The sequence below is a fragment of the Streptomyces ossamyceticus genome (assembly GCF_001418475.1).
Lineage (GTDB): Bacteria > Actinomycetota > Actinomycetes > Streptomycetales > Streptomycetaceae > Streptomyces > Streptomyces ossamyceticus.
Genome location: NZ_LIQX01000130.1, coordinates 1 through 16,630, shown reverse-complemented (window position 1 = coordinate 16,630; position 16,630 = coordinate 1). Strand labels below are relative to the sequence as shown.

Annotated in this window: 15 protein-coding genes and 2 tRNA genes; 11 read left to right on the top strand and 6 right to left on the bottom strand. The window is 70.7% G+C overall.

Annotated elements, in window-relative coordinates; genetic code table 11:
• The 3 genes from AOK15_RS11680 to AOK15_RS11670 all read left to right on the top strand — a co-directional run.
• Positions 1-843 (top strand): AIM24 family protein (locus AOK15_RS11680; protein WP_167738810.1); only part of this gene is annotated, 843 nt, incomplete at its 5' end.
• Positions 844-851: 8 nt separating this feature from the next.
• Positions 852-1,529, top strand: coding sequence for an AIM24 family protein (locus tag AOK15_RS11675; RefSeq protein ID WP_055515621.1), 678 nt, complete (start codon positions 852-854; stop codon positions 1,527-1,529).
• A 27-nt stretch (positions 1,530-1,556) separates the two neighbouring features.
• Complete coding sequence (locus AOK15_RS11670) at positions 1,557-2,309, top strand: AIM24 family protein (RefSeq protein ID WP_055515619.1); 753 nt, start codon at positions 1,557-1,559, stop codon at positions 2,307-2,309.
• 101 nt (positions 2,310-2,410) lie between these two features.
• Here the strand turns inward: AOK15_RS11670 and AOK15_RS11665 are convergent, their stop codons facing one another.
• Both AOK15_RS11665 and AOK15_RS11660 read right to left on the bottom strand, forming a co-directional pair.
• Positions 2,411-2,932 (bottom strand): NUDIX hydrolase, encoded by a 522-nt coding sequence (locus AOK15_RS11665; protein WP_055515617.1) that lies wholly within the window; start codon positions 2,930-2,932, stop codon positions 2,411-2,413.
• A complete protein-coding gene (locus AOK15_RS11660; RefSeq protein WP_055515614.1) occupies positions 2,929-4,401 on the bottom strand; it encodes a zinc-dependent metalloprotease in 1,473 nt (490 codons plus the stop codon). The genes AOK15_RS11665 and AOK15_RS11660 overlap by 4 nt, the downstream gene beginning before the upstream one ends.
• A gap of 189 nt (positions 4,402-4,590) precedes the next feature.
• Between AOK15_RS11660 and AOK15_RS11655 the strand changes: the two genes are divergently transcribed.
• The 4 genes from AOK15_RS11655 to AOK15_RS11645 all read left to right on the top strand — a co-directional run bounded on the left by AOK15_RS11655 (position 4,591) and on the right by AOK15_RS11645 (position 7,903).
• Positions 4,591-5,703 (top strand): SDR family oxidoreductase, encoded by a 1,113-nt coding sequence (locus tag AOK15_RS11655; RefSeq protein WP_055515612.1) that lies wholly within the window; start codon positions 4,591-4,593, stop codon positions 5,701-5,703.
• A 173-nt stretch (positions 5,704-5,876) separates the two neighbouring features.
• Complete coding sequence (locus tag AOK15_RS11650; RefSeq protein WP_055515610.1) at positions 5,877-6,338, top strand: molybdenum cofactor biosynthesis protein MoaE; 462 nt, start codon at positions 5,877-5,879, stop codon at positions 6,336-6,338.
• 184 nt (positions 6,339-6,522) lie between these two features.
• Positions 6,523-6,687 (top strand): hypothetical protein, encoded by a 165-nt coding sequence (locus tag AOK15_RS45580; RefSeq protein ID WP_167738809.1) that lies wholly within the window; start codon positions 6,523-6,525, stop codon positions 6,685-6,687.
• Between the two features lie 118 nt (positions 6,688-6,805).
• The gene (locus tag AOK15_RS11645) at positions 6,806-7,903 is read left to right on the top strand and encodes a YlbL family protein (protein ID WP_055515608.1); all 1,098 of its coding nucleotides are present in this window, start codon (positions 6,806-6,808) and stop codon (positions 7,901-7,903) included.
• Positions 7,904-7,991: 88 nt separating this feature from the next.
• Here AOK15_RS11645 and AOK15_RS11640 read toward each other — a convergent pair whose 3' ends face one another.
• The gene (locus AOK15_RS11640; protein ID WP_055515606.1) at positions 7,992-8,534 is read right to left on the bottom strand and encodes a PPA1309 family protein; all 543 of its coding nucleotides are present in this window, start codon (positions 8,532-8,534) and stop codon (positions 7,992-7,994) included.
• 164 nt (positions 8,535-8,698) lie between these two features.
• Here AOK15_RS11640 and AOK15_RS11635 point away from each other — a divergent pair, with 164 nt between their 5' ends.
• The 4 genes from AOK15_RS11635 (at position 8,699) to AOK15_RS11620 (ending at position 14,298) form a co-directional block, all read left to right on the top strand.
• Entirely contained in the window at positions 8,699-11,662 is a 2,964-nt protein-coding gene (locus tag AOK15_RS11635; RefSeq protein WP_055515604.1) for a UPF0182 family membrane protein, read from the top strand.
• A gap of 44 nt (positions 11,663-11,706) precedes the next feature.
• Positions 11,707-11,780: transfer RNA gene (locus AOK15_RS11630), tRNA-Met, on the top strand.
• A gap of 171 nt (positions 11,781-11,951) precedes the next feature.
• Entirely contained in the window at positions 11,952-14,102 is a 2,151-nt protein-coding gene (locus AOK15_RS11625; RefSeq protein ID WP_205632114.1) for a tetratricopeptide repeat protein, read from the top strand.
• A gap of 122 nt (positions 14,103-14,224) precedes the next feature.
• Positions 14,225-14,298: transfer RNA gene (locus tag AOK15_RS11620), tRNA-Met, on the top strand.
• 163 nt (positions 14,299-14,461) lie between these two features.
• Here the strand turns inward: AOK15_RS11620 and AOK15_RS11615 are convergent.
• The 3 genes from AOK15_RS11615 to hisN form a co-directional block, all read right to left on the bottom strand.
• Positions 14,462-14,878: a Fur family transcriptional regulator gene (locus AOK15_RS11615; protein WP_055515602.1), complete on the bottom strand. Its 417-nt coding sequence runs from the start codon at positions 14,876-14,878 to the stop codon at positions 14,462-14,464.
• Positions 14,879-15,147: 269 nt separating this feature from the next.
• Positions 15,148-15,540, bottom strand: coding sequence for a CBS domain-containing protein (locus tag AOK15_RS11610; protein ID WP_055515600.1), 393 nt, complete (start codon positions 15,538-15,540; stop codon positions 15,148-15,150).
• A 193-nt stretch (positions 15,541-15,733) separates the two neighbouring features.
• On the bottom strand, positions 15,734-16,534 hold the full coding sequence (gene hisN / locus AOK15_RS11605) for a histidinol-phosphatase (RefSeq protein ID WP_055515598.1): 801 nt from the start codon (positions 16,532-16,534) through the stop codon (positions 15,734-15,736).
• Positions 16,535-16,630: the final 96 nt, after the last annotated feature.

Sequence of the window (16,630 nt, the reverse complement as noted above, 5' to 3'; positions counted from 1 at the left end):
GGCGCACCGCCGCAGGGTGGGCCCTTCACCCCTCCAGGCGCACCGCCGCAGGGTGGGCCCTTCACACCGCCGCCCGGCGCGGCACCGCAGGGCGGCCCGTTCACGCCTCCGGGCGCCCCCGCCGCCTTCCCGGGACAGGGACAGCCGTTCGGCGGCGGGACGCAGCTCGCCCCCGTGCCGGCGGACGCCGGACTCCGCGTCGTGCTGACGAAGTACTCCGAGGCACCCGTCGGTGACCGCTGGACCGAGCAGAACCCGCAGATGGTGCGGGCCACCCTCACCAAGGGCGCCAACATCCTCGCCAAGCAGGGCAGCATGGTCGCCTACCAGGGCGACATCGACTTCGCCCACAAGGGTTCCGGCCTGCTCGGCAAGTTGACGGGCCAGCTCACCGGGCAGGGCATGGCCCTGATGCGGTGTTCCGGCGACGGCGAGGTGTTCCTCGCCGACGAGGGCAGCAGGCTCTTCGTCATCCGCCTCCAGAACGAGCAGCTCTACACCAGCGCGCGCGGCGTCCTCGCCTTTGACGAGGCGCTGGACACCGAGATCCGCCGTATCGAGGGCGCGGGCCTGCCCGGTGGCGGCCTGTTCAGCATGCTCTTCTCCGGCACCGGAGCGGTCGTCGTCAAGACACGCGGAGTCCCCGTCGTCCTGCCCGTCGGCCCGGCCACCTACGTCGACGGCAACGCCGTCATCGCCTGGTCCGCCGGTGCGCAGGCCGTCACCACGACCTCGCTGAGGCTGCGCCGCTCCGGGTACGCCCGGCAGACGCAGGAGGCGATCAACCTCCAGTTCCGCGGTGCCCCCGGCAACTTCGTCGTCGTCCAGCCCTTCGAGGTGTGAGGCAGAGCATGGACCTCCAGACACTCCACGCGCACCGCTCCGCGGCCACCGGCGTCCGAATGAGCGTGCACAGCTCCAAGACGCTCAAGGTCACCATGGTCACCGGCCAGGACCTCCTGGCCAAGGCCGGCTCGATGATCGCCTATGACGGGTTCGTGCAGTTCGACGCCGCTCCCGCCTCGCTGCGCCGCAGCGCCGAGGAGATGGTCACCGGAGAGGGCGGCAAGCTGATGCTCTGCCGCGGCGACGGCGACCTCTATCTCGCCGACTACGGCGGTGACGTCCTCATCGTCCACCTGAACAACGAGGCGCTGTCCGTCAACGGCCCCACCCTGCTGGCCTGCGACGCCTCCCTCCAGCTGACCATCGAACCGGTCAAGGGCCTCGCCAAGCTCTCCGGCTCCGGCCTGACCAACCTGGTCGTCCGGGGCACCGGGTGGGTCGCTCTGGTCAGCCGGGGTGTGCCGATCTCCCTCGACTGCGCCGAACGGGAGACGTATGTCGACCCGGACGCGCTGATCGCCTGGACCGACGGCCTCGACATGAAGGCCCGCCGCACCATCAAGGCCGGAGCGCTCATCGGCCGGGGCAGCGGGGAGGCCTTCCAGATCGGGTTCAAGGGGCAGGGCTTCGTGGTCGTCCAGCCCAGCGAGGACACCGGTGACCGTTTCAAGGTCCGTGGCTGACCGGGGCCGAGAGGAGAACAGCACACCATGCACAGCACACTCTTCGCGCACATCCCGGTGGAGCACACCGAGCGCTACACGCTGCAGAACCCGCAGCTGCTGAAGACCGACGTCACCATCGGCAGCAGCCCCGTCCTGGCTCGCCAGGGCGCCATGGTCGCCTTCGAGGGTCAGGTCGAGTTCGACAGCCAGTACCGCAACCGCAGCTGGCGCAACGCCGAGCGGATGACCGGTGAGCGCCTGGAACTGATGCGCTGCAAGGGCAACGGGATCGTGTATCTCGCCAACTTCGCGCAGTACCTGCACATCATGGACGTCGGCCGCGGAATCACCGTGGACTCCTCCTCCGTCCTGGCGTTCGACGGTTCCCTGAACGTCGGCATCGTCGCCGTGGACAGCGCCGTCGAGGTCGCTTCGGCGGGGGCGTACAACCTGGAGCTGTCCGGCGGCGGCAAGGTCGTCCTGATGACCTCGGGCGAGCCGCTGGTGCTCGAAGTGACGCCCGAGAAGAACATCTGTGTCGACTCCGACGCCGTCATCGCCTGGTCCACCTCGCTGCGCACGCAGCTGCAGGCGCCGACCTCGACGTCCGCCGTGTGGCGCCGCCGGGGCTCTACCGGTGAGGGCTGGGAGATGCACTTCTCCGGCAGCGGACATGTCCTGGTGCAGCCGAGCGAGCTGCTGCCGCCGCAGCATGTCCGCACGTCCGGGGTGCTCGGCCAGTTCGGCATGGGCGCCGGCGGTCTGAGCGGGAACAACCTCGGCGGCAGCCGCGCCTGATCCCGGCGGGGACAGCACAGGCATACGTCATACGTAAGGGGCGTCCGCCATGGCGGACGCCCCTTACGACGTTCTTCTCCCGGTGAGGGACCCGCGCGCGGTCACAGCCGCGCCCGTGTCGCCTCCAGCAGCCGTACGACCGACTCGTCCGCCACCTCGGCCACCTCGGCGTACGGGAACCAGCGCACGTCGAGGGACTCGTCGCTGACCAGGTGCTCGGCGTCCGACGGGGCCAGCACCGCGTACTGGACGTCGTAGTGCCAGTGGCAGGGCGCCGGGATCGGGTGGCGGTCCAGGCGCACCGGCCCGCCCGGGAGCAGGGTCAGCCCGGTGACGCCGGACTCCTCCGTCGCCTCCCGCAGCGCGGCGGCCGCCAGGGTGGTGTCCTCGGGCTCGCAGTGGCCCCCCATCTGGAGCCACATGCGCAGCTTCCTGTGGAGCGTCAGCAGGACCCGCCCGCGCTCGGGGTCGATCACCAGCCCGCTCGCCGTGATGTGCCCGGCGCCGCAGGCCTTCCAGATGCCGTCCGGGTGCTCGGCCAGATGGTCGAGGTAGGCCTGGCGCAGCTCCGGCTGGTCCTCGTAGCCCTTCAGTACGAGGACCGCGTCGTCATGCAGGCTCACTCGGTGTCGTCGTCCTTCTGCTTCGGGTCGGGCTCCTCATCGGACTTCTTCAGGTCCGGCTTCTCGGTGGACCCGGACCCGGACCCGGACGCGGACCCGGACCCTGACGCGGCCTCGCCGAGCATCTTGTCCAGCTCCGTGAAGTCCATCTGCTCGCGGTGGACGAATCCGTCAGGGTCGTCCAGATCAGAGGCGTTGGGCAGCATGTCCGGGTGGGCCCACAGGGCGTCCCGGCCGTCGACGCCGCGCGCGTCGGTGAGGGAGGCCCACAGCCGCGACGCGTCACGCAGCCGACGCGGACGCAGCTCCAGCCCGATCAGCGTGGCGAACGTCTGCTCGGCCGGGCCACCCGTGGCGCGGCGGCGGCGCAGGGTCTCGCGCAGCGCGTCGGCGGAGGACAGGCGCGGCTTCGCGGCCGCGTGCACCACCGCGTCGACCCAGCCCTCCACCAGCGCCAGCGCCGTCTCCAGACGGGCCAGGGCGGCCTTCTGCTCCGGGGTGTCCTCCGGCTGGAACATGCCCTGCTGGAGAGCCTGCTGCAGTTCCTCGGGGTTCTGCGGGTCGAACTGGCCGACCACGTCCTCCAGCTTGGCCGTGTCGACCTTGATGCCGCGCGCGTAGCCCTCGACCGCGCCGAACAGGTGCGAGCGCAGCCATGGCACATGGGCGAAGAGCCGCTGGTGGGCGGCCTCGCGCAGCGCCAGGTAGAGCCGCACCTCGTCCTGGCCGATGCCCAGGTCCTTGCCGAACGCCTCCACGTTGACCGGGAGCAGTGCGGCCTTGCCGGCCGGGCCGAGGGGCAGTCCGACGTCCGTCGAGCCGACGACCTCGCCCGCGAGCACGCCCACGGCCTGGCCGATCTGCTGGCCGAACATGGCGCCGCCCATCGACTTCATCATGCCGATCAGCGGGCCCGCCATGGCCTGCATCTCCTCCGGCAGGATGTCGCCCATGGCGCCGCCGACACGCTCGGCCACCGGGTCGACGAGCTCCTTCCAGGCGGGCAGGGTCGCCTCCACCCACTCCGCGCGGCTCCACGCCACGGCGGATCCGGCGCCGGACGGCAGGGACGTCGCGTCGTCGAGCCACAGGTCGGCCAGGCGCACGGCCTCCTGGACGGCGGTGCGCTCGGCGGGGCCGACGCTGGAGTCCTTGGTGCCGTCGGCGGTGCCCTGGGCGACCGTCTGGCGGGCGATCTGCTTGGCCATGTCCCAGTTCACCGGGCCGCCCTCGTACGAGAGCATCTGGCCCAGCTGCTGGAAGGCGGCGCCCAGGTCGGTGGGGTTCATGGAACCGAACATCGCGGCGAACGGATTGTCGGCGCCGGGGCCCCCGGCCCCGGGGAACCCGAAACCGAACGGGTTGGCCGGGCCCTGACCACCACCGCTCTGCTGGTCCTTCTTCTTGCCCTCGTCGCCGTCGTCCGGCTCCTCCGGCGGAAGGCCGAATCCGAATGGGGTGTCACTCACGGGATTCCTCGGCTGATAGGGCCGTCGGCTCCACCGACGGCACGGCTGCCCGAACACCACCCAGCCTAGACACCGTGGCGGGTTCGGGCCTCGGTGCTCCGCCGACCGATGGCCTGCGGCAGGATGGATGCCACCTGGTACGCACGCGTCACCCGCGTTCGTACTGAAGACAACCGCTGGAGACGCCCGGTGAGTTCCCCAGATCCGCAGGTTCGCGCAGCGCGAAACCACTCAACCAGCTCCGCCCTGCGCGGACCCGTCGTCGCGGTCACCGGCGCCGCGTCCGGGGTGGGCGCGCTGCTCACCGAGCGGCTCGCCGAGTCCGACGAGGTCCGGCAGGTCATCGCGATCGACGAGCGGCGGGGGGAGTGCGCGGCCGCGCAGTGGCACATCCTGGACGTGCGGGACCCGGCGATCGCCGACAAGCTGCGCGGCGCGGACGTGGTGGTGCACCTCGCGGTCGACCTCGACCTGGGCACCGACCCGGCGGCACGCAGCGCGTACAACGTGCGGGGCACGCAGACCGTCCTCACGGCGGCCGCGGCGGCCGGGGTGCACCGGGTGGTGCTGTGCACATCGGCCATGGTCTACGGGGCGCTGCCCGACAACGAGCTGCCGCTCTCCGAGGACGCCGAGCTGCGGGCGACCGCGGAGGCCACCGGGGTCGGCGACCTGTTGGAGATCGAGCGTCTCGCACGCCGGGCGCCGCGCGCCCACCCGGGCCTCAATGTCACCGTCGTCCGGCCCGCCGTCCTCGTCGGCGGTACGGACACCGCGCTGACCAGGTACTTCGAGTCGCCTCGGCTGCTGGTGGTGGCCGGATCGCGGCCCGCCTGGCAGTTCTGCCATGTCGAGGACCTGTGCGGGGCGCTGGAGTACGCCGTCCTGGAGAAGGTCGACGGGGAGCTGGCCGTCGGGTGCGAGGGCTGGCTGGAGCAGGAGGAGGTCGAGGAGCTCAGCGGGATCCGGCGCATGGAACTGCCGTCCGCGGTGGCCCTGGGGGCCGCGGCCCGGCTGCACCGCATCGGGCTCACCCCGTCGCCGGCCGGGGACCTGGCCTACACGATGTACCCCTGGGTCGTCAGCGGGAGTCGGCTCCACGAGGCCGGGTGGCGGCCGCAGTGGACGAACGAGGAAGTGCTCGCGGAACTGCTGGAGGAGGTGTCCGGGCGGCACACCGTGGCCGGACGCCGGCTCGGACGGAAGGACGCGACGGCGGCGGGTGCCGCGGGCGCGACGGTCGCGCTGCTGGGTACGGCGGCGCTGGTACGGCGGGCTCGGAAGGCTCGGCGTCGGCTGTGACGGGGCGCCCCGCAGGACGGTGGGACGAGAGCTCGATCCGGTACGAAGGTGCGCGTTCTGTGGGACCGATCCGCACGAAGGTGCGCGCCCTGTAGGACGTGACAAGTACGCACACGCGCGTGCCCGCTGATCCGACCGTGTCGGGCCGGGAGCCGGTGCGGCACGATGGAGGTATGGCAGCGATGAACGATCACCCCGGTGAGCAGAGGGCCGAGGAGCCCATCAAGCTGATCGGTGTCCGGGAGACCGCGCTCTCCGTGGACGAGGTCTTCCGGGCCGTCGGGGACGACGCGGCCGGCGGGACCGCGCTGTTCGTGGGGACGGTGCGGAACCACGACGGCGGAGCCGATGTCGACGAGCTGGGCTATTCGTGCCACCCGACCGCCGAGGCGGAGATGCGGCGGATCGCGGAGAAGGTGGTCGCCGACCATCCCGTGCGGGCGCTCGCGGCCGTGCACCGGGTGGGAAGTCTGAAGGTCGGGGATCTCGCGGTGGTCGTCGCCGTGTCGTGCCCGCACCGCGGTGAGGCGTTCGAGGCGTGCCGCAGACTCATCGACGACCTGAAGCACGAGGTGCCCATCTGGAAGCACCAGAAGCTCTCCGACGGCACGGAGGAGTGGGTCGGGGCCTGCTGAGCCGCTGCCGAGAGCCTCGGAGACACAGGGTCGGGGGCCCGAGAACACCCGGGTGGCGTGACCGGGACGGGGCCATGCGCGTTCCGGTTGCGTAACCCGCCCCCCAGCGTGAGCGTTGACAGAGCGGACGGATAATCTGCTGATCAGTCAGTTGCGGTCATGTGAATGGGGTTGGGAGGTCGGCATGGCGGCGCTCGCCTGGTTGCTGGTTCCACTTGTGGCTGCGATCGGCGCCGGACTGTGGGGCGGCTGGGCCAGCCGGAACCGCAAGAGCATCGAGGACGGCACCGAGCTCGCCGGTTACTCACGGTTCCGAGAGGCCATGGAGAGGTCCCACACCGGCGGTTGACCCCCGCCCGCGCGCCCGCTCGCCTTCGCCTGTCCCGCGCGGCGTCGCCTTCGCTCGCCGCCGCCCCGGACGGCGGCCCCGACAGTGCACTTACAGGCCTGTCCCGTACTGTCGTTCCATGCCACGCCGCACCGCGACGCTGCTCGCCTCCACCCTGATGCTGATCGCGATCCTGTGCGCGGGAGTGCTCATTCCCGTGCCCTACTCGGAGATGTCGCCGGGGCCGACGGTGAACACGCTGGGCAGGCACGACGGCGAGCCGGTGCTGCAGATCTCGGGGCGCAAGACCTATCCGACGACCGGGCACCTGAACATGACCACGGTCCGGGTCACGAGCGCCGACTACAAGATGAACCTCGTCGAGGCCGTCTACGGCTGGCTGGCACACGACAACAAGGTCGTCCCCCACGACACGCTGTACCCGGACGGCAAGACCGAGGAGCAGTCCACCCAGGAGAACGCCGAGGAGTTCAGCCAGTCCCAGGAGAGCGCCAAGGTCGCCGCCCTGGAGCAGTTGGACATCCCGGTGAGGTCCTGGGTGATCGTCTCCACCGTCGTCAAGGGCTCCCCGGCCGAGGGCAAGCTGCACGCCGGTGACGTGATCAAGTCCGTCGACGGCACGGCGATCAAGGCCCCCGAGGACGTGGCGAAACAGGTCACCAAGCACAAACCGGGCGAGAACGTCGACTTCGTCATCGTGCCCGCCAAGGCACAGGCCGCCGCCGAGAAGAAGAACACCACGGCGACCGAGACCCGGAAGATCACGATCACGACCGCCAAGTCCGACGACTCGGGCGAGGCGCGGGCGATCGTCGGGATCTCCGCCGGGACCGACCACACCTTCCCGTTCACCATCGACATCAAGCTCGCCGACGTCGGCGGCCCGAGCGCCGGTCTGATGTTCGCCCTCGGCATCTACGACAAGCTGACGCCGGGCAACCTGACCGGCGGCAAGTTCGTCGCCGGCACCGGCACGATCGACGACAAGGGCAAGGTCGGCCCCATCGGCGGCATCGAGATGAAGACGGTCGGCGCGCGCGGCAAGGGCGCCCAGTACTTCCTGACGCCCAAGGACAACTGTGCCGCCGCCGCCAAGGACACCCCCGACGGACTCACCCTCGTCAAGGTCGACACCATCGAGGACGCCCTCGGCGCCCTGAAGGACATCCGCTCCGGAAACACCTCCGGCCTGCCGAAGTGCACCACCAAGGGCTGACGCCCACGCGTGCGTGGGGGCGCTCTGTCACCAGGGACGCCCCCGCCGCCGTAGGGCAGAGGCCCCCCGCGCGACGGCCTCCGAATGATCAGTCCGCGAACGTCGCCGTCAGCGCCTCGGCCAGCCCCGGCACCAACTCGGGGCCGGTGAGAACCTCGGTCGGGGAGTCCTTCTCGCGCAGGCGCAGCGCGGAGTCGCGGGAGCCGTCCCGCAGGACCGCGACCGTCATACGGACCTCCTGGCGCTCCGGGTGGGAGGCGACCCACTCGGTGAGCCGGGCCCCATCGAGGTGGTCCGGGACGGACGCCTCGACGGACGGCGGCAGCATCAGCCGCTCCACGGTCAGCGCGCAGCCGACCACCGCATCGGGCCAGGCGATCGTGCCGAGGAACTCGTCCAGCGCCTTGCCGGTGGGGATCTCTTCCTGCTCGATCGGGGTGAGGCCGCTGGTCTCGGACTCGTCCTCCAGGCCGAGCTGTGCCGCGAGCGCGGGCTCCTGGGCCTTCAGGCGCGCGGTGTCTACGAGGGCGAAGAGGCGAGCGGGCTGGTCCCAGCCGAGGCCCGAGGCGTACTCGTCGATCTCGAGTACGGCCCGGGTGAGCGGGTTCGCTGCCATGGGAGTGTTGGACATGGTCACAATCCTGCCTCGTTCGTTACCCGAAGCGGGAACCGAGTAAAGCGTGAGTAAGTTGCAATAGGTGAGGCTCCTACGACCAGGGGGCCCGCTGAAGGGTCCGTAGACGCGGCCCCGACATGTCGACAGCGATTTTCGAGGTGCACACCTTGGCTTTCCAGATGCCGGACCGCGGCGGAGGCCCGACGGGGCCGCGGATCAGAGTCGGCCGACCGTCCCGGCGTGTCCGGACCCTGCTCATGACGCTGGGCGTCCTTGCCGCGCTCGGCATGGCGTTCGTCATGTTCGCGGGGTTCTGGACGGACTGGCTCTGGTACCGGTCGGTGAACTACTCGTCCGTCTTCACGACCACCCTGTGGACGAAGATCGGGCTCTTCTTCGTCTTCGGTCTGCTGATGGCGTCCGCGGTCGGCTTCAACATCTGGCTGGCGCACCGGCTGCGCCCGCCGCTGAGTGCCATGTCGATGGAGCAGCAGAGCCTCGACCGGTACCGCATGGGCATCGCGCCCTACAAGAAGTGGCTGCTCCTCGGGATCACGGCCCTGGTCGGCCTCATCGCCGGCGCCTCCGCCTCCGGGCAGTGGCGTACATGGCTGATGTGGGTCAACGGCGTGTCCTTCGGCCAGAAGGACCCCCAGTTCGGCCTGGACGTCTCCTTCTACGCCTTCGACCTGCCCTGGTACCGCTTCCTGCTCGGCTTCGGCTTCGCCGCCGCCGTGCTCTCGGTGATCGCCGCCGCGCTCACCCACTACCTGTACGGCGGCCTCAGAGTCACCTCCCCGGGCGCGCGTGCCACGGCCGCGGCCACCGGGCACCTGTCGGTGCTCCTCGGCATCTTCGTCGCCCTGAAGGCGGTCGCGTACTGGCTCGACCGGTACGGCCTCGCGGTGAAGTCCAGCGACTTCAAGGCGACGGGCAACTGGACGGGCCTGCGGTACGTCGACGCGAACGCGTATCTGCCGGCCAAGACCATCCTCTTCTGCATCGCCGTCATCTGCGCCCTGCTGTTCTTCGCCACGATCTGGCGGCGCACCTGGCAGCTGCCCGTCATCGGCTTCGGCCTGATGGTGCTCTCCGCGATCCTCATCGGCGGGCTGTACCCGGCGATCGTGCAGAAGTTCCAGGTCCAGCCGAACGAGCAGGCCAAGGAAGCGCCCTACGTCGAGAAGAACCTGGAGGCGACCCGTCGGGCCTACGGCATCGACGGAACCGACGTCCAGGAGTACGCGGGTACGGGCACGACTTCGGACAAGAACAAGCTGCGTGAGGACGCCGAGAACACGGCCAGCATCCGCCTGCTCGACCCGAACATCGTCTCGCCGACGTTCCAGCAGCTCCAGCAGATGAGGAACTACTACGCGTTCCCCGCGAACCTGGACGTCGACCGGTACAGCGGCAAGGACGGCGCGGAGCAGGACACGGTCATCGGTCTGCGTGAGCTGAACCTCGCGGGCATTCCCAAGAACAACTGGATCAACGACCACTTCCGCTACACCCATGGCTTCGGCGTGGTCGCGGCCAAGGGCACCGAGGCCACCTCCGGCGGCCGTCCGGTGTTCACGGAGTCCGACCTGCCGTCCAAGGGCGACCTCGGCGACTACCAGCAGCGGATCTACTACGGCGAGAAGACCACCCAGTACTCCATCGTCGGCGGTCCCCAGGCGGAGATCGACTACTCCGACGACAACGGTGAGAAGACCACCAGCTACAAGGGCGACAGCGGCGTCAACCTCTCCAACCCGATCAACCGGGCGGCGTACGCGGCGGCCTTCAGCGAGCCGCAGATCCTCTACTCCGGTGCCATCGGCGAGGGGTCGCGGATCCTGTACAACCGCACGCCCAAGGAGCGCGTCGAGGCGGTCGCCCCGTGGCTGACCATCGACGGTGACGCCTACCCGGCCGTCATCGACGGGAAGATCCAGTGGATCGTCGACGCGTACACGACGACCAATGGCTACCCGTACGCCTCCCGCACGACCCTCGGTGACACCACTGCCGACTCGCTGACCGCCGACAACAGCCAGCGCGCGGTGGTGGCCCAGCAGAACCAGGTCAACTACATCCGCAACTCGGTGAAGGCGACCGTCGACGCGTACACGGGTGAGGTCAAGCTCTACCAGTGGGACATGCAGGACCCGGTCCTGAAGACCTGGATGAAGGCGTTCCCGGACACGGTGGAGCCGAAGACGGCGATCTCCAAGTCGCTGGAGGCCCATCTGCGGTACCCGCAGGACCTGTTCAAGGTCCAGCGGGAACTGCTGACCCGCTATCACGTCAAGGACGCCGACACGTTCCTCAGCGGCAGCGAGGTGTGGCAGGTCCCGGACGACCCGACCAACACCTCGGGCAGCGCGGTGCCGCCGTACTACCTGAGCATGAAGATGCCCGGGCAGCAGGCACAGGCCTTCTCGCTGACCACGACGTTCACACCGAACGGCCGGGACAACCTCAGCGGCTTCATGGCGGTCAACGCCGAGGCGGGCACCAAGGACTACGGCAAGATCAGAATCCTGAAGGTGCCGACGAGCGAAGCGATCGACGGCCCCAAGCAGGTCCAGAGCCAGTTCAACTCCCAACAGGACATCGCCGAGACCATCAGCCTGCTCAAGCGCGGTGACTCCGAGGTCGAGTACGGCAACCTCCTGACGGTCCCGCTCGACGGTGGACTGCTCTACGTGGAACCCGTCTACGTGCGAGGCGGCGGCCTCAAGTACCCGCTGCTGCGCAAGGTTCTCGTCACCTACGGCGGCAACACGGCCTTCGAGGACACCCTCGACGCCGCGCTCAACAAGGTGTTCGAGACGGCGGGTCCGACCCCCGAGCCGCCGGTGGACGACGGCGACGAAGGCACCGACGAGCCGCCGAAGTCCGGCGACCCGACGGTCCAACAGGCGCTGCAGGACGCCCAGAAGGCGTTCGACGAGGGGCAGAAGGCCCTCAAGGACGGCGACTGGGAGGCGTACGGCCGAGCCCAGCAGGACCTCGAGGACGCCCTGAAGCGGGCCGAGGACGCGCAGTCCAAGGCCGACGGGGCCGGTGGCAGCGGCGGCAGCGAGAACGACGACAAGGGCGACCAGGCCGACAAGAGCGACAAGGACGCCGACACGGGGGCTGCGAGCGGGTGATTCGAGGCTCCACCCCGCGCCGTGATACGGTTGCCGAGCAACGGCGCGGGGTGGAGCAGCTCGGTAGCTCGCTGGGCTCATAACCCAGAGGTCGCAGGTTCAAATCCTGTCCCCGCTACTGAAGTTGAAGGCCCGGATCCTCCAAAGGATCCGGGCCTTCGACGTGTTGCCTGGGGACTTGAGGCGATCTGTGTTTGACTTGTCGCTCTGTGGGCATGTCGACAAAACGCTGTAGTGACCTCAATGGCTGCGGTATACCAGGTGTACCCAGGTTGCAGGTGGTGCGACGATGGACGTTATGGGGGACAAGGCAACTCTGTTGGAGACAGGGCGGTTTGCGCAGTCTGTCGACGTTGCGCTGTCTGCCGACCTCGTGCTGCCCGCGGAGTCCGACCCGTCGGGGGAGTCCGTCCTGACCACCGAGCCCGAGATGACCGTCGGCCGTCCGCGCCCCGCGGGTGACTCCGCGCCGCCCGTGGACCCGGACGAGGCTGGGGAAGCCGTCGAGGAGGCGCGCCAGCGGCTCGCCGCCGAAGCCGGCGACTCCGAGGCCATGAGCGTCCTCGGAGCCATGCTGCTGCGCCGTGGAGACCTCGACGGGGCCGAGCCGTACCTGCGTGCCGCCACCGCCGCCGGGGACCGCGCGGCCGCCAACAACCTGGGCGTTCTGCTTCACCAGAGGGGATACCCCGACGAGGCCGCCGGATGGTGGCGGATCGCCGCCGTCGCCGGTTCCGCGGCGGCCGCCCACGCGCTCGGCCGGCACCACCGCGAGCGCGGCGACGAGCCGGCCGCCGAGTACTGGCTGCGCCAGTCCGCCGAGCAGGGCCACGCGCTCGGCGCGTACGCCCTCGCCGACCTGCTGGAGCACCGCAGCGACGCCGCCTCCGAGCAGTGGATGCGCGTCGCCGCCGAACGCGGTCACCGCGAGGCCGCGTACCGCCTCGCCCGGACGCTGGACCATCGTGCCGAGCGCGAGGAGCGCGCGGCCGTCCGGGAGGGGCGCAGGATCGCCCGCGCTGCCCTGGAGATCGGCGGCGCGAGCCGCGAGGTCGTCCGGGACGGACGGGGCGGACGGCCCGCTCGGGACGCCAGGGATGCCCTGCGGGAGGGGCGCGACGGCGGACGGGACGGTCGGGGCGCGGCCCGGGAAGGACGGGACGGCGTACGCGAAGGGCGTTCCGCCGTGCGAGCGGGCGCGCCGGGGGCTGACAACGGTGTCGCACCGACCGCCGCCGAGGAGGCCGAGCAGTGGTACCGCCAGGCCGCCGCGCGCGGCCACCGGCGGGCCGCGCTGCACCTCGGCGCGATCCTGGAGCGGCGCGGCGAGCTCAAGGAGGCCGGGCGCTGGTACCTGACCTCCGCCAAGGACGGCGAGCCCCGGGCCGCGTGCGCGCTCGGGTTCCTGCTGCGCGACGCGGGCGACACCGAGAGCGCGGCCGTGTGGTGGCTGCGGGCAGCCCAGGACGGCGACGGCAACGCCGCGAACGCCCTTGGGGCGCTGCACGCCGAGCGCGGCGAGACCCAGACCGCCGAGCGGTGGTACCGGGCCGCGATGGACGCCGGTGACGTGAACGGCGCGTACAACCTGGGGCTGCTCTGCGCCGAGCAGGGGCGGACCGCGCAGGCCGAGCAGTGGTACCGGCAGGCCGCCTACGCCGGGCACCGGGAGGCGGCCAACGCGCTGGCCATCCTGCTGCTCCAGGTGGGCGACGCGGCCGGTGCCGAGCCGTGGTTCTCCAAGGCCGCGGAGGCCGGCAGTGTGGACGCCGCGTTCAACCTCGGGATCCTGCACGCCGGGCGGGGCGACGACGTGACCGCGCTCGTCTGGTACGAGCGGGCGGCCGCCGCCGGGCACACCGAGGCGGCGCTCCAGGTCGCCATCGCGCGCCTGCGGGAAGGGGACGAGCGGGCCGCCGAGCGGCATCTGCGGTGTGCCGCCGGCGGGGGCAGCGCAGAGGCCGCCTACCGGCTCGCCGCCGTGCTCGACGCGCGTCGGCCGCCCGCCCCCGCGCATGAGCTGGGGGAGCCGGTGCGCGAGAAGAACGAGTGCGAGGAGTGGTACGAGAGGGCCGCGTCGCAGGGGCACCGGCGGGCGCAGGTGCGCGTCGGGATGCTGGCCGCGGGCCGGGGCGACGTCGTCGAGGCGGCGCGGTGGTACCGCATGGCCGCCGAGGCCGGTTCGCGGAACGGCGCGTTCAACCTGGGGCTGCTGCTGGCGCGTGAGGGGAGTGAGCCGGAGGCCGCCGTGTGGTGGGCCCGGGCCGCCGACGCGGGGCACGGGCGGGCGGCGCTGCGGCTCGCCCTCGTCTACGCGCGTCGGGGTGAGCTGGCCGAGGGGAAGCGGTGGGCCGACCGGGCGGTGGCGCTCGGGCCGGCCGAGGTGACCAAGCGGGCGGCGCGGCTGCGGGACGCACTGCGGCAGGAGCTGTCGGCGTAGGAGCGGGTGGCGTGGGCCGGGCACGGGCGTGACACCGGAAGGGTGTGACGCCCGTGCGTCCCGTCTCGGCACTTAAGCGATTTGCGCTGGTCGACGGGGCCACGTAAGGTTGCGTTTACCGACGCGGGGTGGAGCAGCTCGGTAGCTCGCTGGGCTCATAACCCAGAGGTCGCAGGTTCAAATCCTGTCCCCGCTACTCAAGGCCGAAGGCCCGGAACCGATGAGGTTCCGGGCCTTCGGTGTGTGTGGCCACGGCTGAGTACAGGATCCAGCTGCCGAAGAACGGCGAAGCCCCCGGCAGCAGATCCGCCGGGGGCTTGTCGTGTGGCGTGACGTGGTGTGCGGCGGAGAGGCGGGGTCTACGCCGTCGCGCAGGTCGGGCAGACGCCTCGGTAGGTCACCTCGACGTCGGAGACGGTGAAGCCGAAGCGCTCCGAGGAAGGCAGGTCCGCGAGCGGGTTGCCGGTGGGGTGGACGTCGCGGATCGTGCCGCACCGGGCGCACACCAGGTGGTGGTGCGGGCGGTGCGCGTTCGGGTCGTACCGCTTGGCGCGCTTGTCCGTGGCGACCTCGAGCACCTCGCCCAGGGAGACCAGCTCGCCCAGGGTGTTGTAGACGGTCGCGCGGGAGATCTCCGGCAGCTTGGCCACAGCACGCGCGTGTACCTCGTCGGCTGTCAGATGGACATGCTCGCCGTCGAGGACCTCGGCCACGACACGACGCTGCGCGGTCATACGCCATCCGCGTCCGCGCAGCCGCTCCAGAAGGTCACTCATACAGGTCAGCGTAACAGCAAGGGGGTCAGATTCCGAACGGGTGTGACTTTGGAATAGGCATTGACTTGGACTTTGTCCAATGTAGGATCTGGCGCAAAGAGCGGTGCTGTGAGGCTGTGCCGACCTCGGCCGGAGAGCGGCGGACGGCACCGCCCGGACCTCGGCAAGCGCCTGGTGGGCCGCCGTCCAGGCTCTGTGCGGTCGGCCAGGGTTGGACCGCTTGCCGTCGGGACGGGCCGGGACTCCTTCGGGTCCCGGCCCGATCGGGGTCACGCCGGCGCGTGCTGTCGCGCCGGGGCCCAGCAGCGGATGATGTCGCGGACGGAGACGATGCCGACGGGCGCGGCTTCGTCGAGCACGATCAGATGCCGGAAGCCGCCGTGCGCCATGGCGCGGGCGGCGTCCTCCAGCGTCCAGGACGGCGCGGCGAACACGACGTCGTTGGTGGTGTGGGCGTGGGCGCGCTCGATGTCCGGGCTCTGGCCCAGACCGACGGAGTTGAGGACGTCGCGTTCGGTGAGGATGCCGAGTCCGCCGGCGTCGGGGTCGAGAACCACGGCCGCGCCCACCCGACGGGCGGACATCAGGGCGGCGGCCTGGCGGAGCGTGTGGTCGGGGCCGATGGTGAGAACCACCGTGCTCATGGCGTCGCGGACGAGCATGGAGTGCGGTCACCTCCTGGAGAACCATGGCAGTCGTCATGACGGCGCACCGGCGCGCCTGTTGAGCACTGCACAAGTTCACAAATGGGGGGACTGCCAGCTTCCCAGGCAAAGAGAGGGTCAACAAGGGGGCGCGCGTGGTCAGTTCAGGGGCGCCTCGGGATCACTCCACAGCCGCAGGGGCACCAGCGATTCAGTAGCGCTCGTTCAGGTACCCCAGCAGTTCGTCGTGGAGCAGGCCGTTCGAGGCTGCCGCGTTGCCGCTGTGCGGGCCGGGGCGGCCGTCGAGACCGGTGAAGGTGCCGCCGGCCTCGGTGACGATGATCGCGTTGGCGGCCATGTCCCACAGCGACAGCTCGGGTTCGGCGCACAGGTCGATCGCGCCCTCGGCCACCAGCATGTACGGCCAGAAGTCGCCGTACGCGCGCGTGCGCCACACCTCGCGGGTGAGGTCGAGGAAGCCGTTCAGGCTGCCGCGGTCCTCCCAGCCGCTGAGCGAGGAGTACGCGAAGGACGCGTCCGACAGCTTCGAGACACGGGAGACGTGGAGGCGGGAGGACGAGCTGAGGCTGCGGCCGGTGAACGCGCCGTGGCCCTTCGCCGCCCACCAGCGGCGGCCGAGGGCGGGCGCGGAGACCACGCCGACGACGGGCTGGTAGCCGCCCTCACCCGCCTCCATCAGGGAGATCAGGGTGGCCCATACGGGCACGCCACGGACGTAGTTCTTGGTGCCGTCGATCGGGTCGACGACCCAGCGGCGGGGGCCGGTGCCCTCGACGCCGTACTCCTCGCCGAGGATCGCGTCCCGGGGGCGGGAGCGCTGGAGATGGCCGCGGATGAGTTCCTCGGCGGCCTTGTCGGCCTCACTCACCGGAGTCATGTCGGGCTTCGTCTCCACCTTGAGGTCGAGGGCCTTGAAGCGGGACATGGTGCTCGCGTCGGCGGCGTCCGCGAGGACGTGGGCGAAGCGGAGGTCGTCGAGGTAGTCGGCCATGGTGCGAACGGTATCCGCCGAGGTCGGTGCGGGGCCATAGGGGGCCCGGGGCAGGAGCGCCCGGAGGAGTTCGGTGCGCCCCCGGGGGTGCGGAGT

Coding starts and splice junctions, on each gene's coding strand:
- AOK15_RS11675 (WP_055515621.1), top strand. CDS start 852: ATGGACCTCCAGACACTCCACGCGCACCGCTCCGCGGCCACCGGCGTC.
- AOK15_RS11610 (WP_055515600.1), bottom strand. CDS start 15,540: ATGCTCGTCCGCGACGCCATGAGCACGGTGGTTCTCACCATCGGCCCC.
- AOK15_RS11625 (WP_205632114.1), top strand. CDS start 11,952: ATGGACGTTATGGGGGACAAGGCAACTCTGTTGGAGACAGGGCGGTTT.
- AOK15_RS11635 (WP_055515604.1), top strand. CDS start 8,699: ATGCCGGACCGCGGCGGAGGCCCGACGGGGCCGCGGATCAGAGTCGGC.
- AOK15_RS11650 (WP_055515610.1), top strand. CDS start 5,877: ATGGCAGCGATGAACGATCACCCCGGTGAGCAGAGGGCCGAGGAGCCC.
- hisN (WP_055515598.1), bottom strand. CDS start 16,534: ATGGCCGACTACCTCGACGACCTCCGCTTCGCCCACGTCCTCGCGGAC.
- AOK15_RS11670 (WP_055515619.1), top strand. CDS start 1,557: ATGCACAGCACACTCTTCGCGCACATCCCGGTGGAGCACACCGAGCGC.
- AOK15_RS11615 (WP_055515602.1), bottom strand. CDS start 14,878: ATGAGTGACCTTCTGGAGCGGCTGCGCGGACGCGGATGGCGTATGACC.
- AOK15_RS45580 (WP_167738809.1), top strand. CDS start 6,523: ATGGCGGCGCTCGCCTGGTTGCTGGTTCCACTTGTGGCTGCGATCGGC.
- AOK15_RS11640 (WP_055515606.1), bottom strand. CDS start 8,534: ATGTCCAACACTCCCATGGCAGCGAACCCGCTCACCCGGGCCGTACTC.
- AOK15_RS11645 (WP_055515608.1), top strand. CDS start 6,806: ATGCCACGCCGCACCGCGACGCTGCTCGCCTCCACCCTGATGCTGATC.